General features: G+C 46.7%; 17 protein-coding genes. 6 read left to right on the top strand and 11 right to left on the bottom strand.

Annotated elements, in window-relative coordinates; all coding sequences use genetic code 11:
- Positions 1-20: 20 nt before the first annotated feature.
- From NSQ39_RS15700 to NSQ39_RS15710, 3 genes are all read left to right on the top strand, one after another.
- A complete protein-coding gene (locus NSQ39_RS15700) occupies positions 21-461 on the top strand; it encodes an Rrf2 family transcriptional regulator (protein WP_175077271.1) in 441 nt (146 codons plus the stop codon).
- Between the two features lie 124 nt (positions 462-585).
- Positions 586-1,482, top strand: coding sequence for a prolyl oligopeptidase family serine peptidase (locus NSQ39_RS15705; protein ID WP_175077272.1), 897 nt, complete (start codon positions 586-588; stop codon positions 1,480-1,482).
- Positions 1,483-1,628: 146 nt separating this feature from the next.
- Entirely contained in the window at positions 1,629-3,083 is a 1,455-nt protein-coding gene (locus NSQ39_RS15710; RefSeq protein ID WP_175077273.1) for an esterase/lipase family protein, read from the top strand.
- Here NSQ39_RS15710 and NSQ39_RS15715 read toward each other — a convergent pair.
- From NSQ39_RS15715 to NSQ39_RS15755, 9 genes are all read right to left on the bottom strand, one after another.
- On the bottom strand, positions 3,080-3,610 hold the full coding sequence (locus tag NSQ39_RS15715; RefSeq protein ID WP_046131703.1) for an HD domain-containing protein: 531 nt from the start codon (positions 3,608-3,610) through the stop codon (positions 3,080-3,082). The two genes, NSQ39_RS15710 and NSQ39_RS15715, sit on opposite strands and share 4 nt — an antisense overlap.
- A 211-nt stretch (positions 3,611-3,821) precedes the next feature.
- Positions 3,822-4,553 carry a (S)-benzoin forming benzil reductase gene (locus NSQ39_RS15720; protein ID WP_046131704.1) on the bottom strand — a complete coding sequence of 244 codons (732 nt, stop codon included), beginning with the start codon at positions 4,551-4,553 and terminating at the stop codon, positions 3,822-3,824.
- A gap of 21 nt (positions 4,554-4,574) precedes the next feature.
- Positions 4,575-5,030, bottom strand: a complete 456-nt coding sequence (locus NSQ39_RS15725; protein ID WP_175077274.1) for a hypothetical protein — start codon at positions 5,028-5,030, stop codon at positions 4,575-4,577.
- Between the two features lie 11 nt (positions 5,031-5,041).
- A complete protein-coding gene (gene essA, locus NSQ39_RS15730; RefSeq protein ID WP_231947385.1) occupies positions 5,042-5,512 on the bottom strand; it encodes a type VII secretion protein EssA in 471 nt (156 codons plus the stop codon).
- Between the two features lies 1 nt (position 5,513).
- The gene (gene esaA / locus NSQ39_RS15735) at positions 5,514-8,612 is read right to left on the bottom strand and encodes a type VII secretion protein EsaA (protein WP_175077275.1); all 3,099 of its coding nucleotides are present in this window, start codon (positions 8,610-8,612) and stop codon (positions 5,514-5,516) included.
- A complete protein-coding gene (essC, locus tag NSQ39_RS15740; protein WP_341015857.1) occupies positions 8,609-13,093 on the bottom strand; it encodes a type VII secretion protein EssC in 4,485 nt (1,494 codons plus the stop codon). The genes esaA and essC overlap by 4 nt, the downstream gene beginning before the upstream one ends.
- A gap of 36 nt (positions 13,094-13,129) precedes the next feature.
- Complete coding sequence (essB, locus tag NSQ39_RS15745; RefSeq protein ID WP_175077277.1) at positions 13,130-14,446, bottom strand: type VII secretion protein EssB; 1,317 nt, start codon at positions 14,444-14,446, stop codon at positions 13,130-13,132.
- 14 nt (positions 14,447-14,460) lie between these two features.
- The gene (locus tag NSQ39_RS15750; protein WP_046131710.1) at positions 14,461-14,700 is read right to left on the bottom strand and encodes an EsaB/YukD family protein; all 240 of its coding nucleotides are present in this window, start codon (positions 14,698-14,700) and stop codon (positions 14,461-14,463) included.
- 80 nt (positions 14,701-14,780) lie between these two features.
- Positions 14,781-15,077: a WXG100 family type VII secretion target gene (locus tag NSQ39_RS15755; protein WP_046131711.1), complete on the bottom strand. Its 297-nt coding sequence runs from the start codon at positions 15,075-15,077 to the stop codon at positions 14,781-14,783.
- A gap of 485 nt (positions 15,078-15,562) precedes the next feature.
- On the opposite strand from NSQ39_RS15755, the gene NSQ39_RS15760 reads away from it, so the two are divergent.
- Complete coding sequence (locus NSQ39_RS15760; protein WP_341015862.1) at positions 15,563-16,801, top strand: PucR family transcriptional regulator; 1,239 nt, start codon at positions 15,563-15,565, stop codon at positions 16,799-16,801.
- 113 nt (positions 16,802-16,914) lie between these two features.
- The gene (gene ald, locus NSQ39_RS15765) at positions 16,915-18,054 is read left to right on the top strand and encodes an alanine dehydrogenase (protein WP_175077279.1); all 1,140 of its coding nucleotides are present in this window, start codon (positions 16,915-16,917) and stop codon (positions 18,052-18,054) included.
- Positions 18,055-18,117: 63 nt separating this feature from the next.
- Here the strand turns inward: ald and NSQ39_RS15770 are convergent, their stop codons facing one another.
- The gene (locus NSQ39_RS15770; RefSeq protein WP_216898677.1) at positions 18,118-18,714 is read right to left on the bottom strand and encodes a sulfite oxidase-like oxidoreductase; all 597 of its coding nucleotides are present in this window, start codon (positions 18,712-18,714) and stop codon (positions 18,118-18,120) included.
- A gap of 100 nt (positions 18,715-18,814) precedes the next feature.
- On the opposite strand from NSQ39_RS15770, the gene NSQ39_RS15775 reads away from it, so the two are divergent.
- Positions 18,815-19,411 (top strand): biotin transporter BioY, encoded by a 597-nt coding sequence (locus NSQ39_RS15775; protein ID WP_046131714.1) that lies wholly within the window; start codon positions 18,815-18,817, stop codon positions 19,409-19,411.
- A 78-nt stretch (positions 19,412-19,489) separates the two neighbouring features.
- Here NSQ39_RS15775 and NSQ39_RS15780 read toward each other — a convergent pair whose 3' ends face one another.
- Positions 19,490-20,818 carry a Na+/H+ antiporter family protein gene (locus NSQ39_RS15780; protein ID WP_175077618.1) on the bottom strand — a complete coding sequence of 443 codons (1,329 nt, stop codon included), beginning with the start codon at positions 20,816-20,818 and terminating at the stop codon, positions 19,490-19,492.
- Positions 20,819-20,825 lie beyond the last annotated feature (7 nt).

Consider the following 20,825-nt stretch of genomic DNA (forward strand, 5'->3'; position numbering starts at 1 on the left):
ACAACGAAAGGAGGATTTTGATGAAAATCAGCAGCAGATTTACGATAGCGGTTCATATGCTAGCCTTGTTGCACGTTCGAAGCGACCCTTTGACATCGGAACAAATCGCCGGCAGCGTCAATACAAATCCGGTTATCATCCGCCAAATCAGCCGATTATTAAAGAAAGCAGGCCTGATTGAGGTGAAGCGCGGCTCCGGCGGTGCCTACCTGCGGAAAGATGCTGACGCCGTTTCTTTATATGATGTCTATAAAGCAGTTGAGGTCGTCGGCGAAGGCGAACTGTTCCACACTCACGAAAATCCGAACCCCGATTGCTGGGTCGGAGCGAATATCAACCAGGTTCTGGAGCTTATATTGGTAAAAGCGCAAACAGCCATGGAGAATATCCTCCGGGATGTTTCCATACAGGATGTGACTGAACTGATCATCCAAAAAAAGAATGCTTCTCAGGAAGCATAATTTTTCCACCTCGTTGTAATAAATTCTATTACAACAGATTTTTTCGTTTTCGTTGTAATAAAATTTATTACAACGAAAGGAGGCGGGAAACAAAGGCGCCAATAACATAAAGGGAGGAATCAGCATGGCTGAAAATACGATAAAAGAATTAAACTGGGAGCAACATATCAATTCCTACATTCAATTGATCCCTAATATTGAATTTTCAAAAGCGGGAAACACATCGCTAACATTGAATCTGCTCGTATACCGCAACCCGATGGATGCGTTGTTTGGCAGAAAAGGCAATCAGGAGAAGTATCCATTGATGATTTACCTGCAAGGGTCGGGCTGGGGCTGGTCAAAGCAGGATACGTCCGCCTTTATTCCGCAGCTTGTTCAGTTTGCAGAGCAGGGTTATGTCGTGGCAAGCGTTCAATACAGAGGGAGCGGGGAAGCGGTATTTCCGGCACAGCTTCATGATGTCAAGACGGCGGTTCGTTTTTTAAAGGCAAATGCTTCCCGCTTCAACATTGATCCGGGCAGAGTAGGAGTATGGGGAGATTCCTCAGGCGGCCATTTGGCTCTTTTGCTCGGATTGACTGAAGGAATTGAAGAGTTTGAAGGGAACGAATACCGCCACGTCTCGAGCAAAGTCCATGCAGTTGCCGACTGGTTCGGCCCGACAGATCTTCTTTCGATGAGCAAATATCCATCAATCTTCGACCACGATTCTCCTGATTCTCCGGAATCCAAACTGATCGGCGGAGCTGTTCAAGAAAACAGAGAACGGGCAAGAAAAGCGAGTCCGATACACTACGTTCACAAGGATGCGCCCCCTATCTTGATCATGCACGGGGATCAGGATGATACCGTCCCTTATGAACAAAGCGTTCAAATGTTTCATGCGTTAAAAAGAGAGGACTGTGATGCGGTGATGTATAAAATAAATGATGCCGGTCACAGCGGATTTACGCAGGCTCATATCCTCGACGTTGTCAAATCGTTCTTTCGCAAGCATCTGCATCCCCGGAAAGCTTGAAAAGGAAGGCCGGTGTCCCGGCCTTCCTTGAAAATATTCCACCCGTTTATGAAGATTCTCTAAATTTTTTTTCAGATGACGGTATAAAGTTCGCCTCGCGATAATATTATGAAACCGCTTACAAATTAAACCCCGAGGTGAACTTTATGAAAAAAATGGCTTTCTTGATTGCTGTGCTGCTGTTTTTGTATCCGCTTACATCAGAAGCGGGCTTTAAAGGAGGAGACGGCGACCCCGGCTATTGGTTCACGGGCGATCCTGTAGAAGCCCCTGATCCGCAAAAACCGCCGATCGTTTTTATCCATGGCTTAAACGGGTCGTCAAGTATTTGGTTTGATGAAAATGACATGTCGGAACAGGCATGGAAAAACGGCTATGAAACAGCCTATATCGATCTGTACCCTGATAAAGACATGCGGGACAACGGAGCGCTCCTCGCCTCCAGGCTGCGGGAAATGTATGAACACTTCGGCCGGAAAATGATTCTCGTCTCCTACAGCAAAGGCGGCATTGACACCCAATCAGCGCTTATTTACCATGACGCCTACCGCTATGTAGAGCATGTCATTACACTCGGAACCCCCCATTACGGATCACAGCTGGCAGACCTTGCATACAGCAGCTGGGCCGGATGGCTTGCCGGAATTATAGGCGTAAAAAATGACGCTGTCTATTCTTTGCAGACCGGCTACATGGCCTCCTTCCGGGAGCAGGCCGACAGCCACCCAAACAGGGCAAAAACGCGCTATTACACATTGGCGGGCAATAAAATCGGCGGATTCGGGAGCGTATTGTTTTTCGGAGGCGTCTATTTAAACATGTTCGGGGCAAATGACGGGGCTGTGGTCGAAAAAAACGCGAGGCTGCCGTACGCGTCAAACGTGGCAGCCGGAAAATGGGATCATTTTTCGATTATAAAAGGGAATATCACGTTTCCCGTTTTTCAGTCTTTATTACCGATCGGTCAACATGCAAGTGCAGAATCGCAAACAGAAAAAGTTTCCTACCCGTACATCAGGGGCGGGATAAATGAAGGGATAAAAGAAGAAGAGTTTTCGGTGGAGAAAGGGGTAAAAGAAATTACCGTTCATTGGCTGAGCAATCATTCCTCGGGAAATATCAAACTGACAGACCCTCACGGCAAAGCTGTCACGGGCTTTTCGCTGTCAAAAACAGCAGACGTATTTAAAGGCGGGTTTGTTCATTCAGCTACTGTGAAACACCCGGTTTCAGGAAAATGGAAGATCTCATCTTCCGTAAAGCAGAAGGAAGCCTATTTATTCGTCGCAACATTTGACTCCCAGCTCGATCAACAGATTGCAAAGACTCTTGATGCGAAGACGTCAAGCCTTGCAAATGTCAAAACCGCCGTCCGCTCCATACGGTATGAAAACGGAAAACAGGTTGAGAAAAAAGGGCTCAAATCCGTCACAGCCAAAACGCTGCAGCAAAACCTTTCGTTCAAACAAGCGGGAATGTATTCGGTGACGCTCGACATCTCAGGAAAAACAGCGGACGATAAGGCGTTTAACAGAACGATCATCAAATCCGTTTATGTAAATGACAAAGGGCAGAGGTTCGAACAAAACCCTTTGCATTAAACCGTTTTTTTCATGGGTAAACGCGCTTGCTCAACCATGCGATCAAGCTGCTTGATTTTTTCGGCTGCAAGCTCAGGATCGATTTTGCGGTAATGATGATTTCCGCCGGGCTCTTCGTCAAGCTCATCGGCTTTTTTGACGATTTGCTGCAGCTTGTTTTTATCCAGGTCGCCTTCTGGCAGGTATGAATCGGTATGAAGCAGAATAGCCAAGGCGATCTCTTTTGCGGCTTTGGGCTCCTCGCCGAGGCGGATCAGCAGCTTGTGGGCGCGCTCCGCTCCTTTGATGGCATGAATGTCGTTCTGTTTGTACTTTTCATAGTCCCACTCGCCATCTGTATACCATTCATAATGGCCGATATCATGCAGCAGCGCTGCTTTTGTCGCAACATCCGGGTCAACGCCGGCTTTAACAGCCAGGCGGTATGCATGGTACGCACACGCCACAGCATGGGCGACGCCTGATCGTCTTAAATATTTTTGTGCGATTGGATGGGTGAATACATCCATTAATGTTACGTTTCTCATGTAAACCCCTCCTTTATATATTTTTAGAATCCTAACATATTTTTGCGGAAATCTCAATGATTCTGACACATCATCAATGAGAATTCCGCTTTCGTTTGTTTTTTGCGGAATGCTGCGCCGGCGGACATTTTTTAGTGGATCTTAAGAGGGCTGTGTGTAAGACGGGCAATCGGAGGAAAACAGAAAAAAGGACCTTTTTCAAGGCCCTTTTTTATAAAAATTCTTTGATGTCATACACCCTGCCGTTTTCAAATTCGGTCTCAAGGAGATCGAGCAAAATGCCGGCGACAAATGATGTGCTTCTCAGCTTACCTTCTGTTTGGTACGCTTTGAACCGTTCGATTTCGTAAAAATCTTTTTTCGATGAGGACCGTATAACCTCCTGCATGCCCGTGTCCATGACGCCGGGCGAAAACGAAATCATCTTTACCGGAAAGTCCTCGTCTTCCTGTTCGAAGCCGAATGTTTTCGTAAACATGTCAAGCCCTGCCTTTGAGCTGCAATAGGCGCTCCAGCCTTTATAAGGATTTTTGGCTGCGCCTGAGGATATGTTAACGATCGTTTTGTTGCCCTGAAAACTTTCTAGCCATTTTGTAAACAGCTGACTGAGGATTACGGGCGCTAATAAATTCAGGTCATAATGGCGCCTCAGCTCCTCCCGCCCGGCTTCGCCCGCGCGTTTGATCGGCGTTACCATTCCCGCGTTGTTGATCAGCGTAATGGAATCAACATCAGCCGGTTGGACGGCGTCCGTAAACCTTGCAAACCACATTTCTGCTTCGGCAAGCTGCGTCAAATCGACCTCGTGCTGACTCAGCCGGTCATGGCGGATGCCGGATTTGCTTCTCGATACGGCATGGACAAGATGCCCTTTTTCCAAAAGCCCTTTGACAATCGCTTCACCGAGGCCTTTTGACGCCCCTGTGACAATGGATAAATGCATGCGGATTTCCCTCCTTATCCATTAGTGTACCGATTTCGCCGCCGTCTCCTCAAGAGGTTCCTTCCCCCGATTAGGCAGAAATGCCGCCAGCACGTAAAAAGCCGCTGTCAAAACACTGAACAAATCAAATACGATGAGTTGAAGCAAAGCGCCAACAACGAGCAGCCATTTTAGACGAGGACCGTCCTGTTTGATCGTGATCATGATTGAAGCAAACAAGATGATGACGATTGCCAACATTGATCCCGCGATGCCAAAACCGGTATGAAAGAAGTCCATCATCGACTGATCATGGTCCTCCACAAGCGAGGGAAACAGCAGCAAAACGATCCCAAATGTAAAAATAACCGCAAGTAAGTAGAGCATGGATTCCAGTAGAAATAAACCATTCACTGTAACCAGAATAAAAAACCAGCAAATTGATAACCCTAAGGCTGCCCATACGGATAACAGTTTGTAAAATCTCGGATTTTTCATCATAACAGCTCCTATTTCTTCTGCTGCCCGTTGATTCTCGGGATCAAAAAGAAGATGCCGGCGATGCCGAGAAGGATGAGCGCGCCGTAGAGGAACGGCAGGATGATCGATTGCTGGTCGGTGCTGTCCGCATCCTCCTTGCCAAGGCGTGAGGACTCAGAATCAAATGACAGCTGTTTCAATTTCGCCGCCACCGTGTTTGGTTCATCCGATGCAAGCGCAAATATTTGATTCAGCTCTTCTTTTGGGTCAGGCTTTTTCACTTCTTTAAATGAAAAATGTTTTAATTCCTCCGGAATCGAAATATCTTCTTGGTATTCCGGGTCTTCCTCCAGAAGATCATCTGTATTGACTTCGATGTTCTGTTTCTTATATTCATTAGGCTTAACATCAACATTATCGGTCTCTTCCGCTTTCACGAGCGGAGTGAAAAGAAAGAAGGAGAGCATGATCGCCATGATCCCCTTCTTCCCCCATTTCACACTACTCCTCATAGTCTTCCTCGCTTTCCTCTATTTTTGATTTTGCGATTGATATAACAAAAGGAATAGCGATCGCGACAGCCGTCACTAACACCAAAGCTCCGATTCCGAGACTGAACAGGTCTCCCGTTCCGTACTGAATCGACATATAAACGGTTGATACCGGATCATTAATACTGAAATTCGGCATAGCCAAATCGAGCAGCGGAGCAATGTAGAACAAAATCAAGGCAGCCGTTGCCACGCCTCCAGGGATTGATCCGAGCATGAATGCCGTACGGATAATCGCAGAGCTTGCGACAAGCAGCAGGATCGTAAAGACCGACCACATGATCGCCTGGTCATCGGCGAGAGAGTAGACATTCAAGCCGAACAGGCTGATCATCAAGCCGACAATGATGTTCAGGATGCCAAACAGCGCGCCTCTGACAAGCAGCGGTGCCTTTTGATAGTGATGGCTGAAATATCCGATCAACAGGCTTGAGATCATGACAATCACGAGAATGACGACCGGCGGAATATTCTGGGCTTTTGACTCCGGAACATCCCCGCTGATTTTCACCGGATTTGCCAAGTGGTCGTATACATACGTGTCATTGCCGCCGAAAGCATTTCCAAGAACGCTGTATACATCACCGCGGATAAGCTTAGTGGAATTCACGTTTTTGCCCCAGTTCGAATTCAGCGTATCCGCCTTTGTCTGAACATCGTTTACACTTTGCTGAATGTTGTTTGTGTAATTAATGACCCCGGATTGATGTTCTGACAATGCACCAAGCATATCTGAAAGGTTGAGAATGTCATTTCCAAGCGTATCCTGCATGCTGAGAACGACTGTACCGTCGGTTGCATTCCCTTCCATCACGGCGGATCCTGCACCTGCCGGATTGCTCAGTTGCTCACTGACGACATTTGCCTTTTCGGTAATCGCCTTAAGCTCATTATTGATTTCATCTTGTTTTTGTTTGATGAATGTGCCGTATTCATCGACAAAATCGGTCATACCCGTTTTGTAATTTTCGATGTCCTGGCTTGTCGTGAGCATGTTGTTCTTCAGGTCTTCCCATTTTGTGTTTTCGTCGTCGCTGACTTTGAGGACTGTGTTGACATTGTCCGTTTGGCCGGCAATTGCATTTTGTTTAACTGATTTTCCCGGATTTAATGAGTTGAAAAGTGTCGCTTCATAAATTGAGAGATAGTTATAGTAATCAAGTAAAGCATTTACTTTTTTCGGATCAATCTCAGAATTAAATGCTTTTCTTAACTTTTCTTTTCGCTCACCATCTGGAAGATAGCTTAATATATTGTTTTCAATATTTGTAATACGAGTTTTCATCGTATCAAATTTATTATCAAGCTTCGTAATGCTATTGTTCAGATCAGTTATTTCATCTTTTAATCCTTTAATGGTTTCATTTAAACCATCGATTTTTTCATTAAGTTTCTCAAGCTGTTTATTAAGCTCTTCGTTATGCGTTTCCTGTTTTGCCCTAAGATCCTCTTCCACCTTTTTGATGCGGGCTGCGGCATTGTTCAACTGCTCTTTTAATTTGGCAATCTCATCGTCCTTCTGATCGTCAGGCGTTTCGCCTCCCGGCTGCTCGGACTGTCCGTCATCGCCGGTTCCCGGATCATTGGTTGGATCTTCAGGGGTCTGGTTATCATCCTGCTGTCCATTTTCAGCCGTTTCTGAAGCTGTCTGATTGTCATCTGTTGTTTGACTGTTGTCCTGATTTCCGGTTTGACCGTTCCCCTGATTCTGGTTTTGATCTGATCCATCTGTAGAATTATTATCGCCGGGGTTTTCGCTTCCGTTGTCCGGAGATTCTTTCAACCCGTCCGATATCTCTTTTAGTTCAGCTGCGACGCTTTTTAATTCGTCCTGCTGCTCTTGAAGGTCAATCTTTAAATCCTTCGGCTGTTCTTCATCATCATCTTTATTATCATCGTTATTATGATCATCGCCAGGATCGGTACCCGGTGAATCATCTCCCGGTCCCTCGGTTAAACGCGACCGTGCATCAATCATTGAAGGCTGAATCCGATCTAAATTGTATAGTCTTGTCTGGGCTTGATAATCATCAATCAGGTTGTTTTCAATCGTATTAATTCCATTAAACTGCTGCTGTGGCACCTGATTATATCTGTACTCCTGTAAAATATCTTTAGATCTCACAACCAAGTTGAATCGCTGCTGCAAATTCCCAAATGCCGTGTTCATATTGTTCATACTTTGGTTGAAGCTTGTTTCTGCGCTCGCCTGCTTTTCGTTGATGGACGCGAGGCCGGTTTGGATTTGCTTTTCGCTGTCAGCCTGGGCGGCTTGAAGCAGTTTGGCCTGCTCCTCTTGGTATTTTTTATACTGGTTGACGTTTTCGATAAAAGCGTCCAGTTGTTTTTTTGTTTCTTCAACGCCTGCATTGCGGTCTTTTGACGTGTCTTTCGTTTGGTTGATCGAGTCTTTCAAGGTGTCGATCATATCTTTTTGTTTTTCGACCTCGCCCGCCAGGTTGTTTGAGCTCGGTTTGTAAAAGTTGTACATCGCGTTTTGGAATTCTGATTCTTTGTTTACGATGTTGTCGAATTCGTCCCTGACGGTTTTCATATTCTCTTTAACAGCCTTCCAATAGAAGGAGGTCATCTTTTTGCTGACAGTTTTTTGCGCGTCCTGAAGCTCCCGCTGGACTTTTTCCTTGTTGACCGCGTCAAGCTTTCCTTGAATTCTGAATTCCAATTGGGCTTTTTGCGGACGCTTATGATTGTAGCTCAAAATATTGTTCGTAAAATCTGATGGAATATAGACGATCGCATCGTATTTTTGGTCGGCGAGTCCGCTCTCGGCGGTGCTGCGGCTGACGACCGTCCATTTATAGTTAGGGCGTTCAGCCAGCACAGCCGACATATCGCGGCCTAAATTTTGATCGTTTCCATTGGTTTGATCGCTGCCGATGTCTTCATTGACAACGGCAATCTCCTTCGTCTCGTTCGATACCTTTTTCGTCGGATCCTCTCCGATGAAGCGGAAAAATAAGACGGGCAGCAATATGATGACAAGCACGGCGCTGATGATTTTCAGCGAGCTTTTCTGTTGTTCCGTCATATCGTTTTCTTCCTTTCTACAGAGCATAAAGGAATTTGAATTTTCCTTTCCTTACCGTTTTCAACGATGTAGCCGAAGCCCGGCTGAATTTCAGGCTCCTGCCGCTCGTACGGAAGCTGGATAAGGTTTTGCTCGGACTTTTTCATCAGCAGGACAGCATGTCTGACTTGTTTGAGCTCGCTTGTTAATGAATCGTACCCTTTCGTAAACTCGTTGTGGTTTCCGGAAGGTATAAAATGGAAACCTAAATGGGCGTACGATTTCATAAACGTGACCATCCTGTCTTGGATCGATGCGTCAATCGTTTGCTGGAAGCGCGAAATTCCGTCAACGATAAAGACCATCGGCGAGAAATCGAGGTTTGCGCTTTGTCCTTGTCTGACGGCTTCCACGTACATCGCTTCCCTCGTCCGGCAAATTTCTTCCGTCTCGGACAGCCAGAGCAGAATGTCATCCTTCGTTTCAAGATAGCTGATCTCATCTTCTGTTGCGTATTGCGACAAGCCGCGGTCTATCGAATCAAACACAGCGATGTTTTTCGTGTCGTGATCAAGCAGATGCTCGAGGATGATCTTGATGACGTTTGTTTTTCCGCGCTGCGTTTGTCCCATGACAAGGCAGTGTTTGTTTTTCTCAAGATTGAAATAAACAGGCTCGACGGTCTCTTCATCAAGCCCCATCGGGATCATGCCTCTTTCAGGCTGAAGCGGGTAATCTCTCATAAACTGCGTCACGGAAAGCTCAAGCGGCAGCATCGGCACCGGAGCTGGCTTTCTCATGCCTTCATAGCGGTCCGCGATTGCCTGAATTTCGGCTTTGATGTTTTCAAACAGTTCGATCTCGCTGTCTGCTTCAACAGGCATAAACATCTGGGCGAAGTACTGGTTCTCTTTATTGATGATGACCCGTCCCGGAATCGGTTCAAGGCTGTACTCCGGCCTTCCGATGATCGAATAGGCTTCAGACTGATCCATCAAGTAATGGACGACCCTTGTTTTCAGGTTGTTTAAGAGCGACTGCCTGATTGCATTGACCCTTGTCGCCGTCAGGATTGAATAAATTCCCAGCGATTGGCCGTCACGGGCAAACTGAATAAATTCAGCTTCAAGCTCGTGCATTTCGTCTTTAATAATGTCAAAGTTGTCCACCGTAATGAAAATGAACGGCAGCTTTTCTTCGTTCAGCGCATTGTACATCTTGATATGGCTGATTTCTTTCGCGCGGAACAGATTTTTGCGATGCTCGATTTCCTCTTTGATGCGGACCATGAATTTTTCGATTTTTCTTGTCTGATCCATCAGGAAATAATCGGCCGTATGCGGAAGTCTCGCAAGCGGCAGAAGCGTTCCGTTGCCAAAGTCGAAGATGTAGTTGTGCAGCTCTTCAGGCGTGTATTCGGCCGCAAAGCTCATCAGGAAGGTGATGGCGGTGAGCGATTTTCCGTAGCCCGAAGATCCGACAATACCGATGTTTCCGTCCTCCATCATGCGATAGCTGATCGGCTCCTGGCTTTGTTTCTCCGGCTCATCGATAAAGGCGAAGTTAAACGTATCGGCCTCATCTGACGGATACAGCGATTTTGGTATGCGCTCTTCAAGCGGCGGCAGCCACGGGCTCGGGAGCTTATCGATGCCCAGTTCTTCCTGAATCTGCTCGATTTGTTCAACGACTGCCGAAATTTCCGTCTGAACTTCTTTTTTCGCGGACTGATCGGCGTCTACATCTGACAATGGAATCAGCCCGGTATCGGTTACGATTGCGACTTCGTCCTCTGTACCGTATGCATCCTCCATGTAAGGCGCACCGCTCCACGCCGACTGGAACAGCTCGTACACTTCATTGTTGCCGACCTGAAGATAGCCGCGGCCTGTGACCGTAATGGTCGCCGCATCCCCGTTTTTGAGGATCTCTTTACTGTCATTTGCATCCTGCACCTTTAAAGCGACTTTAAATCTGGAGTTGCTCCAAATCTGGTCATCGATGATGCCGCCCGGTTTTTGCGTCGCCAAAATCAAATGCACCCCAAGGCTCCGTCCGATCCTGGCGGCACTGACAAGCTCGCGGATAAATTCGGGCTCTTCGCTTTTAAGCTCGGCAAACTCGTCGGATATTAAGAACAGGTGCGGCATCGCCGTTTTCGCTTTGTTCTGTTTGTACAGCTTTGTGTAATCGTTGATATGATTGACGTTGTACTGGTCAAAGAGGCGCTGTCTTTTCTTCAGCTCGCTTTTAATCGACGCCAGGGCGCGCGTGCTGAAGTTTTTGCTGCCTTCGATGTTCGTGATCGTTCCGAGCAGATGCGGAATGTTTCTGAACGGCTGCGCCATTCCGCCCCCTTTATAGTCAATCAGCAGAAAAGCGACTTCATGCGGATGGAAGTGAACGGCTAAAGACAAAATATACGTCTGTAGAAATTCACTTTTCCCCGATCCGGTTGTCCCCGCAAGCAAGCCGTGAGGCCCGTGCGCTTTTTCGTGCAGGTTTAAATAGACGATGTCATCTTTTCCTTTATAGCCGATCGGCACGGCCAGCGATTTAGCCGACTCGCTTGACAGCCATTTCTCCCTGATTCCGATGTCATTGACTTCTTTTGCATGGAAGAGCTCAAGAAACGATACGGTTTCAGGGATCGAATTGGTCATGCCCATCTGGTGATCAAGCGTCCGCAATGTCCGTGAGAAGATTTCATTGTCTTCCCTCTTATGGTGATCCAATTGAAACGGAATTTGGACGGCTTTCTTTTGCTTGATCAAAATGTCGCCTTCTTGTTCAGTAATATAACGAACAAGCGTATGAATGTTGTCGGACAGGCTTTCCTTCGTCTCTGCGGCAACGATCGTCGAGACGCCGAGATGTCTCAGCTTGCCTTCCAAATACTCTAAGATGACGTGTTCTGCAATGAGCTGCTGATTTGTGATGATAAAGACAAAGTGCGGTCTGAACCGCGTTTTTTCTTTGTTTTCGTCCAAATCGCGCTCTCTCAAAATCTCGTAAATGCTTGACAGCAGCTGGTCCCTCGTCTGTTCATTGTAAATAAACCCTTTCGCATATGTATGCGGAAGCTGAAAATGCGGGAGCCATTTCATCCATTCCCAGTCTTTATATTCCTCTTCGTCAAAAATGAACACGAAACGCAGATCGTGATAGCTGTGGAAAAAAGCAAGCTGTCCGACCAGCTGATGAATTTCATTTTTTACAACGGCTGCTTTCCCGACGACACCCATCGGACCTTCGGCAAGGTTCACGGTGACGGGAGCGTTTTTCAGCTCTCTGTAGACCTCTTCCATTCTTTGCGTTTGTTCCAGAAGGTGGTCTGTGTCGCGGTTTGCCAAATCCCCGCCGTTCAAATTGATTTGGTAGGAGGAGTGAACCGTCCCGGTACCAAGGCGAATTTGCAGAAAATCTTCGCTTTCGATCGACCTTTCCCAAATCCGGCCGCTGATTTCCCTCGTTAAATATTTCATTCTTTCAAATGAAGGAAAATGAAAGTTCAGGACAAATTTTTGCCTTTCTGCAAGCTCATGCAGCTCTTTCTTTTTATTTTCGAGGTAAAGGCTGTAGACCCGCTCCCTTTTCTCTTCGCGCTTTTTGCGCTGGTTTTTGTCGCGGAAATATTGCACCGTCGACGTAATCAGCGTCATCATAAACATCGCCAGGGAGACGAGGATAAAAATTCCGCGCGGCTGAATGATCGCCACGATTCCCATGACGACCAGCATGACAATCGGAGGCAGGATCATGAGCCATAGCCCCTTGTTGTCATTGTCTGACTCCTGAGCCGGAAAGCTGAAGGAGATTTTGTCATCAGGCAGATCATAGATCATTCTTGGCGGCCTGCGGTAGTGCGGGTATTTATTTTTCGTTTCAGAGCTTGGTCTGACCGTTTGTTCCAAGGCAGTTTCAAACGGTTCCCACGCATTGATTTCCAAAAGGTCGCCTTCAATCACCCGGAAGGTATTGAGTCCGTACAGGATTTCGTCTCCGTTTTGCAATGAGGCGGGTTTTGATCGTTTTTCTCCGTTCAAATAGACGTTCTCGCCATTCGGTACGACATTCCATCGGTCTTCAAGCTTGATGATCGAGAAAGCACCTTTGTTTCCGAAACATGAATCCGTCCCGGAGAAATAGACGTCTGCTTCCTGATCAACGGAGGAAATCGTAATTTCCTTTCTTTCTCCTAAATAATAAGCAGGGGCGCTTTCATGTACTTCGGTTAAAAAGAGGACCAGTTCCTCCTCCCCGTCATTTACTGCCGCTTTTTCGCCGAGCGCCAGTACCTGGGCGGGCTCTCCCTCCTGATATACGCTGTATGCGTCGGCATCCTTATGCTTTTCCAAAATCACCGGACCTTTTTTAAACGGGAATTGCCGGATGGTGACGGAATGCTTCAGCTCGGGACCGATGGTCAGCGTGCGGGTGCTGGGATGATCCAGCTTTAGGTTTTGATAGTTTTCGTTATAAAAAATCCATAACTGATTCATTTTTCCGCCTCCTGCAAACAACAGGTTTTATCGCTTTTATTTGTCATCTTTTTTCTTGTTGTCTTCCTTTTCTTTTTTTTCCTTTTCAGCCTGTTTCGCTTTTTCTTCCTCCTGTTTAGCCTTTTCCGCTTCTTGTGCGGCCTGCTGCTGGTCGCTGGAAGTCTGCTCGGCTTCTTCGGAGTTTTTTGCTTTTTCTTGATCCTCTTTCACTTGTTCGAGTTCTTTTTCAATCGGCTCAAGCTGTTTTTCTCTTTCTTCGCTCGACAATTTGTCATCCGCTTTGATTTCCTGCTCATATTTGATGAGCGCATACCCGATCCAGCGGTTATCCTCCAACAGGCGGGCCGTTTCTAAAGCTTCCTTATTTTCGCCCCGGCCAATTTGAATAAAGTACTGAAAATACCTCGGATCGGCCTGAAGAGTGAGCAAATTCAGGGCAGCTTCTTGTCCTCCGTTGGTTTCCTTCAGATAATTGTCGACGGACGCGTAAGAATAAGCAAGCTGATATTGAACAGACTCCGGCATATCTCCGGCGCCATATTTATCGAGCGTGCTGATGACTTTGCTGTATTGTTTATTCAAGAAGTGGCGGTTGCTTTCGATAAACGCTTCCTGTTTCGGCTGGATAAAGAACAGCGAATAAAATGTAAATAAAACAGCCGGTATTAAACATATAATGAGTCCCAATCCTATGTATCTTTGGTTCTTCCATTTTTTCTTCGGAAGATGGACAAGCGTTTTTTCTTCGGCATCCAGTTCATCGATCTTCTTTTGGATGACGGCTTTCAAATCGCCGTACGTTCCGCTTGAGATGATGTCTTTGGCCTGGTCAGAAAACTTCATCGTTTCGCTGTATTTCAAGTAATCTTCGAAGGAAAATTCCCAGTCGACGGCAAGCGCTGCCGCCGCTTTCACTTCATTAAAAAGTCGTTCTTCGTCGTTTTCGTATGGCGGAATGCTTTCTTTCACTCCATAATGTAAAAATGCAGGGGTAAGCCCCTTGTCAAAGACAATGTTTTCTGGTGCTGCGATCATGTGCAGCCTTTTGACCGAATGCTCCTCAACAGCCTTTACGAGCTGATAGGCAAACAGCCACTTGCTCTTTTTGTTTTTCGATTTCAAATGACGAAACGGCTTGTATTCTGAAGGAGGCTGAATCGAAATTTGAACTTCGTCTTCAGTCATGACGGTTTCCTTTTGAAAGGAAGGATTTACTTCTTTAATGACGTTTGCTTCCAAGCCGTTTACAAGATTGATTTTTTCTCTTTGAAAACGAAAGATATAGGCATCTTTTTCTTTCGTCATGACGGCCTCTAATTGCTTTTCCAAATACGTTTTCTTTTTTTCTGCCATTCATTCAGATCCTTTCATAGTATTTCCAGGCGGTCTCCTGTCGTAATCCCGCAGTCGGCCAGCGTGTATTCGCCTGAAAAAACGGCGTCTTTATTCGTCACCCTTATCCAGCAGCCTTCGCGCGGGGGCAAGGGAATGCTTTTGGCCTGCCATGCGATGTCGATGACCTTTTTAATAGAATGGTAATCTGACAGTCTGAGATCAAAAGCGCTGCCGTCATAGTGCTTTAAATCGATGGTAATGTCAACATACACCGGTTCATCACCTCTCAATTAGAAAAAGCGCCGTCATCTTCTTTTGAATTAGGCGCTTCTCTCGTTCTTCTAATCTGTAATTAGCCGCGGATTTGGCTAGCGATATCTTGGTCAGTGCTTTCAAGAGTGTTAGCAGTCTGATGAAGCTGTTTAGAAACATCGCTTAGAAGTTCAGCCATTTTAAGGAAAGAAGGTCTTAGCTCTTGGTATTGCTCTGAGAATGCCCGGCTTGATTCACCTTCCCACATATCTTGAAGCTGGTTGATCATTTGATCAAGACGCTGGTTTACTTGTTCAGTTACATCTCCGCTTTCTTTTTGATATCTGTCAGCCATTTGCCGCAGCTCAGCCGGCGTTACACGAATGATTCCTGACATATTCCTTATACCTCCTGCGCTATTCGCCCTAGATATGGGCTAAATAACTTATTTTTTTGAACGCTCTTATTATAAAAACAAGATTGAGGCACAGTCAAACAAATCTGTTGTATTTTTACAAAATGAGTCTAAAGGTTTATCGTTCCTCTGTTTCCAGGCGGCTGAAATTATAGAAATCTAGTAAAAATATCTCAATTTTGTGTCTTGACAAAGAATGAATCAAAAGACATAGTTCTATATAATCACTGTAACATCCGCCTGCTTTTCATCGATCGCAAGCGGACGGACATTAGGTAAAAGGTTGTGTCCTCATTATAATGAATGTCATCTTGATTAACGCACACCTGCTGAAGCACTGTTTCATATTTATAAAAGCAACAAATAACAGGAAACTTTTTTGTTGCTTTCCCCAAACACCTATATCCATAATAAAAGTAAGATGGGGATGAGCTATAAATTTTTCATGAACAAAGTAGGGGTTTTTTATGAACAATCGACCGAATCCTTTTAAATACAGCTACGATCGTCTCGAAGATATCGCAGACCATATCAGCGAGGTGCTGAACTGTCCTATTACAATAGAAGATGTCAATCACCGGCTTCTCGCCTACAGCACGCACAGCGATTATACGGATCCGGCGAGAACATCGACGATCATCGGCCGCCGCGTACCCGAAAAGGTGATCAACAAGCTCTGGAAAGACGGGACCATTCCAGCCCTGCTGAAAACGAACGAGCCTGTCAGGGTAAAACAGATTAACGAAGTCGGGCTCAGCAGCCGCGTCGCGATTTCGATTTGGAAAAACAGCGAAGTCATCGGATTTATTTGGGCGCTCGAAAGCCAAAAAACGCTTTCTGAGGAAGAGCTGCATCTTCTGAAACTGGCAGCCGAATCTGTTAAAAATAAGCTTTTGCCCTACCAGATCCGCAAAAGAAAAAACGAACAGCGCAGCCAGGAGTTTTTCTGGAAGCTGCTCACCGGGCACATTTCAGAGGAACGGGAAATCGCGGACGGCTTTCACCAGCTCGGCATCGGTGTTCCCTCATCCTATTCGGTGCTGATCGTGCGCCTGAAAAACGAAATTGACGAGAAAACGGAAAAACAGCTTCATTATTTATTGGAAACGACTCAGCAGGTGCAAATTCTGCTGGCCACGCTTGACTATAATGAACTGATTATCCTCGCATCCCCAAAAAAGGGGCTTAACGGACAGCCGTTCAACGATTTAAAACAATTTGCCGCAAATATTCAAAAACAGCTTGAAGAACGCTACAAGCTCCATGACTGCACGCTGTCGATCGGCGGAATGTATGAATTGATCACCCGCGTCGATCAGTCCTATCAGGAAGCGCTCTCCGTTTTAAAGGTAAAAGAACGGTTTGCTGCGGAAACAAAGCACCTTGTCAGCTTTTCTGAACTCGGCATTTATCAATATCTCGACGTGCTTGCCGAAAAACGAAAGCACGCCAACTATCCAAACTATTCTCTGACACGGCTTGAAGCGTATGACAGAGAACACAATTCAAACCTTGTCGAAACGCTTGAGCAATTTATCGAATGCGACAGCAATGTTAACACGGCCGCCAAAAAGCTGAACATTCACGTCAATACATTAAATTACCGGCTGAAACGCATCGGCAACATCGCGGAAATCGATTTAAAAAATATCAATGAGAAATTCTCGATTTACCTTGAAATCAAACTGAGAAACATGCATTTGTGAAATTCCACAAATGCGTGTTTTTTTATTTTCTCGATCAAACAAAGAAAATTCCAAAAAATCAATATACACTTAAAGAACAGAAAGTTTTTTTGAAGAAGGGGGAGGGATTTACGATGATTATCGGGGTTCCAAAAGAGATTAAAAACAATGAAAACAGGGTGGCTTTGACACCCGGTGCAGCTTCGCAGCTTATCGCCGCAGGGCACCGCGTCATCATAGAAACAAATGCCGGTGCGGGAAGCGGTTTTGATAACGAAGATTACGTGTCCGTGGGAGCCGAAATCGCTGAACAGGCGAAAGCCGTCTGGGATTCTGCCGAGATGGTGATGAAAGTAAAAGAGCCTCTTCCTGAAGAGTATCCGTATTTCAGAGAAGGTCTGATCTTATTCACATATCTGCATTTGGCTGCAGAGCCTTCATTGGCTGAAGCGTTAAAACAAAAAGGGGTCACTGCCATCGCCTACGAAACGGTGAGCGACGGCCGCTCCCTTCCTTTGCTGACGCCGATGTCGGAAGTAGCCGGGCGGATGGCCGCCCAAATCGGCGCGCAATTCCTTGAAAAGCCGAAAGGAGGCAAAGGAATCCTGTTAGCCGGCGTTCCCGGCGTCGCCCGCGGAAAAGTGACCATCATCGGCGGCGGCGTTGTCGGTACGAACGCCGCAAAGGTCGCAGTAGGTCTTGGAGCAGACGTGACGATGATCGATTTAAGCGCAGACCGGCTGCGCCAGCTTGACGATCAGTTCGGCCATCAAATTAAAACGCTCATGTCAAATCCGGTCAATATCGCTGACGCAGTGGCTGAAGCGGATCTTCTCATCTGCGCTGTGCTGATTCCGGGCGCCAAAGCTCCGACTTTGGTGACGGAGGAAATGGTGAAGCAAATGAAGCCGGGCTCTGTGATCGTCGATGTAGCCATTGACCAGGGCGGCATCGTCGAAACGGTCGACCATATCACAACCCATGACAACCCGACATACGAAAAACACGGAATCGTTCATTACGCCGTCGCCAACATGCCGGGCGCCGTACCGAGAACGTCAACCGTGGCATTGACAAACGTTACGGTTCCATACGCGCTTGAAATCGCGAACAAAGGCGCAGTGAAAGCCATTTTGGAAAATGCGGCCTTAAAAGCGGGCGTCAATGTGGCGAACGGACATATCACATATGAAGCAGTGGCAAGAGATTTAAATTACGATTACGTGCCGGCCGAACTGGCGATCGAAAACTTGTCATCCGCGGCTGAAGCATAATCGGCTTTAGGCAGGAGCCCGTTAAAGGGGCTTCTGCTTTTTCGCTTTATTAAAAACCGCTCTTTAATCAAAGCTGTACCTTTCTTCCTTCCATGGATCACCCCTCATATGGTAGCCGTTCTTCTCCCAAAATCCCGGGTGGTTTTCCTTTGTAAATTGTATGCCCCTCAGCCATTTGGCGCTTTTCCAGAAATAGAGGTGCGGCATGACGGCCCTGAGCGGAAAGCCGTGCTCGGGAGTGAGCGGAGCGCCGTTGTAAGAATGGGCGAGCAGCGAGGAATCCATCAAAAAGTCTTCCAAAGGAACATTTGCCGTCCATCCCTCCTCAGCGTGCAGGATGACGTACCGCGCTTCCTTAAGCGGCTTTGTCCTTTCCGCGATCTCCTTTGTTTTAACCCCTTTCCAGACATTATCGAGCTTCGACCATCCCGTTACACAGTGAATGTCATTTGTCACTTCGCTTTGCGGCATTTTTTTCAGCTCTTCAAAGGTTAACAGAAGCGGACATTCTACAAGGCCGTAGATTTGCAGATTCCATTTTGACAAATCGTGATAATCGGGGACGCTGCCCGCATGAAGAACCGGGAATGACGTTGTAACGTTTTGGTTAGGCGGAACTCTGTCAGACAAATTGTGCCGTTTTATTTTCCCGAAAAACATTCGATCTCCCCTTTTGTTAACTTATTAAATTTATAGGTTGACAAACTGTTTGCCGATCTCTTACGATAAGTGTGTGAATGGCTTTCTAGGAGGAACAAACATGAAAAAGCAAAAGCTTCGCGCCGGTGACATGGCGCTTGTCGGAATGTTTGCCGCCCTGATGGGGATCGGCGCCAATATCACATCGTTTGCCCCGTTTCTGCAAATCGGCGGTATTCCACTTACGATGCAGCCCTTCTTCTGCCTGTTGGCGGGCCTGCTGCTCGGACGAAGGCTCGGTACGCTTGCGATGATCGTTTATGCTCTCGTCGGCATTATAGGGGCTCCTGTTTTCGCGCAATTTTCAGCCGGGATTTCCGCTCTTTTCAAAGGAAGCGGCGGATTTATTTTATCCTATATCCCTGCCGCCTATGCCGCCGGATGGTTGACCGACCGTAAAGCCGAACCTGAAAACAAGCATTTTTTAGCGGCTGCCGTCATCGGAACGGTCATCATTTATATCATCGGTGTCAACTATATGTATCTCGCTTTTAAATATTGGCTCAACACGCCGGTACATTATGCCGCAGCATGGACATCAATGGTCTGGTTTTTCATCAAGGATATGGCATTCTCCATTCTGCTCGCCGCTCTTGCACCAAAGGTTTATCGCGCTGTTCAAAAAGGAGCCGGTTTTAACCGAAATGCCTCTTATTAAAAAACAGAACCCCCTTCGAGGTTCTGTTTTTATTTTAACAAATTGAGAAAAAAAATCCCCGTACATGGGGGATTTTTTTCAAAGGACAGCCGCTGCGATCCAGCCAAACACGATGAGCGGAATATTATAAAAGATGAACGTCGGAACACACGTGTCCCAAATGTGGTGATGCTGTCCGTCCGCATTTAAACCGGATGTCGGGCCGAGCGTACTGTCGCTTGCCGGAGAGCCGGCATCGCCTAAGGCAGCCGCCGTTCCGATAACGGCGATCGTTGCCATCGGGCTGAATCCGAGCTGCAGGCAGAGCGGAACAAAAATTGTCGTGATAATCGGAATCGTCGCAAACGATGAGCCGATTCCCATCGTTATCAGGAGTCCGACGATCAGCATTAAGAGCGCTCCGATTGTCTGGCTGTGATGGATCATACTCGTCGATGCTTCAACAAGCGATTTGACATCTCCCGTTTTGTTCAGCACCGCGGCAAACCCCGCCGCTGCAAGCATGACAAATCCGATAAACGCCATCATGTTCATACCGTTCGTGATCAATTCGTCGGCTTCGCCTCTTTTCATCACTCCGGATACGAGAAGAACCGCAAGGCCGCTCAGGGCACCGAAAATCATCCCGTCGACGTTTAAGCTCTGTGATAAGTAGAGCTGCACGGCCAAGGAAACAGCGATCGCCAGAAGTGCAATCGCGAGGCTCTTTTTCGTATAAGGCGCAGGCTTTTCGCCGGCGATTGCCTTTGTTTCGTATGTGCGGGGTTTACGGTATACAAAAATGGAAAGGATCATTCCGGCAACCATTCCCGCCACCGGAATGATCATCGCATACGGGATATCGTTCATCGAAACAGAAAGCCCCGCATCTTTCATATTATCGCGCAAAATCCCCTGGAAAATCTGTCCGAACCCAACTGGAAGCAAAATATAAGGAGCCGTTAATCCGAAGGTGATGACGCATGCGACCAACCTGCGGTCAACTTGAAGCTCGTTAAAAATTTTCAACAATGGCGGTATCATAACCGGGATAAAGGCAATATGGATGGGAACCACATTTTGTGAAAAACACGAAACAATTAAAATAACAAAAATAATTAAAACTTTCGATAGCGTTTTTCTCCTTGTGTCCCCTTCTTTGCCGACCAGCTTCACAGAAGCCTCGACCATCGCATCCGGAAGGCCCGTTTTTGTCAAAGCAGCCGCAAATGCGCCGAGAAGCGCGTAGCTGACCGCTATCGTAGCATTTCCTCCAAGTCCGTCCGTAAACACACTGACCGTCTCGCCAAGGCTGAGACCGCCCGTAAGCCCGCCGGCAAGCGCGCCCAACACAAGGGCAATTACAACATTGACGCGCAGCAGGCTTAATATAAGCATAATGAAAACCGCAATCACAACTGCATTCATATAAGAA

Origin of the sequence: Bacillus sp. FSL W8-0848 (assembly GCF_038007805.1) — a bacterium.
In the GTDB taxonomy this organism is placed as follows: domain Bacteria; phylum Bacillota; class Bacilli; order Bacillales; family Bacillaceae; genus Bacillus; species Bacillus glycinifermentans.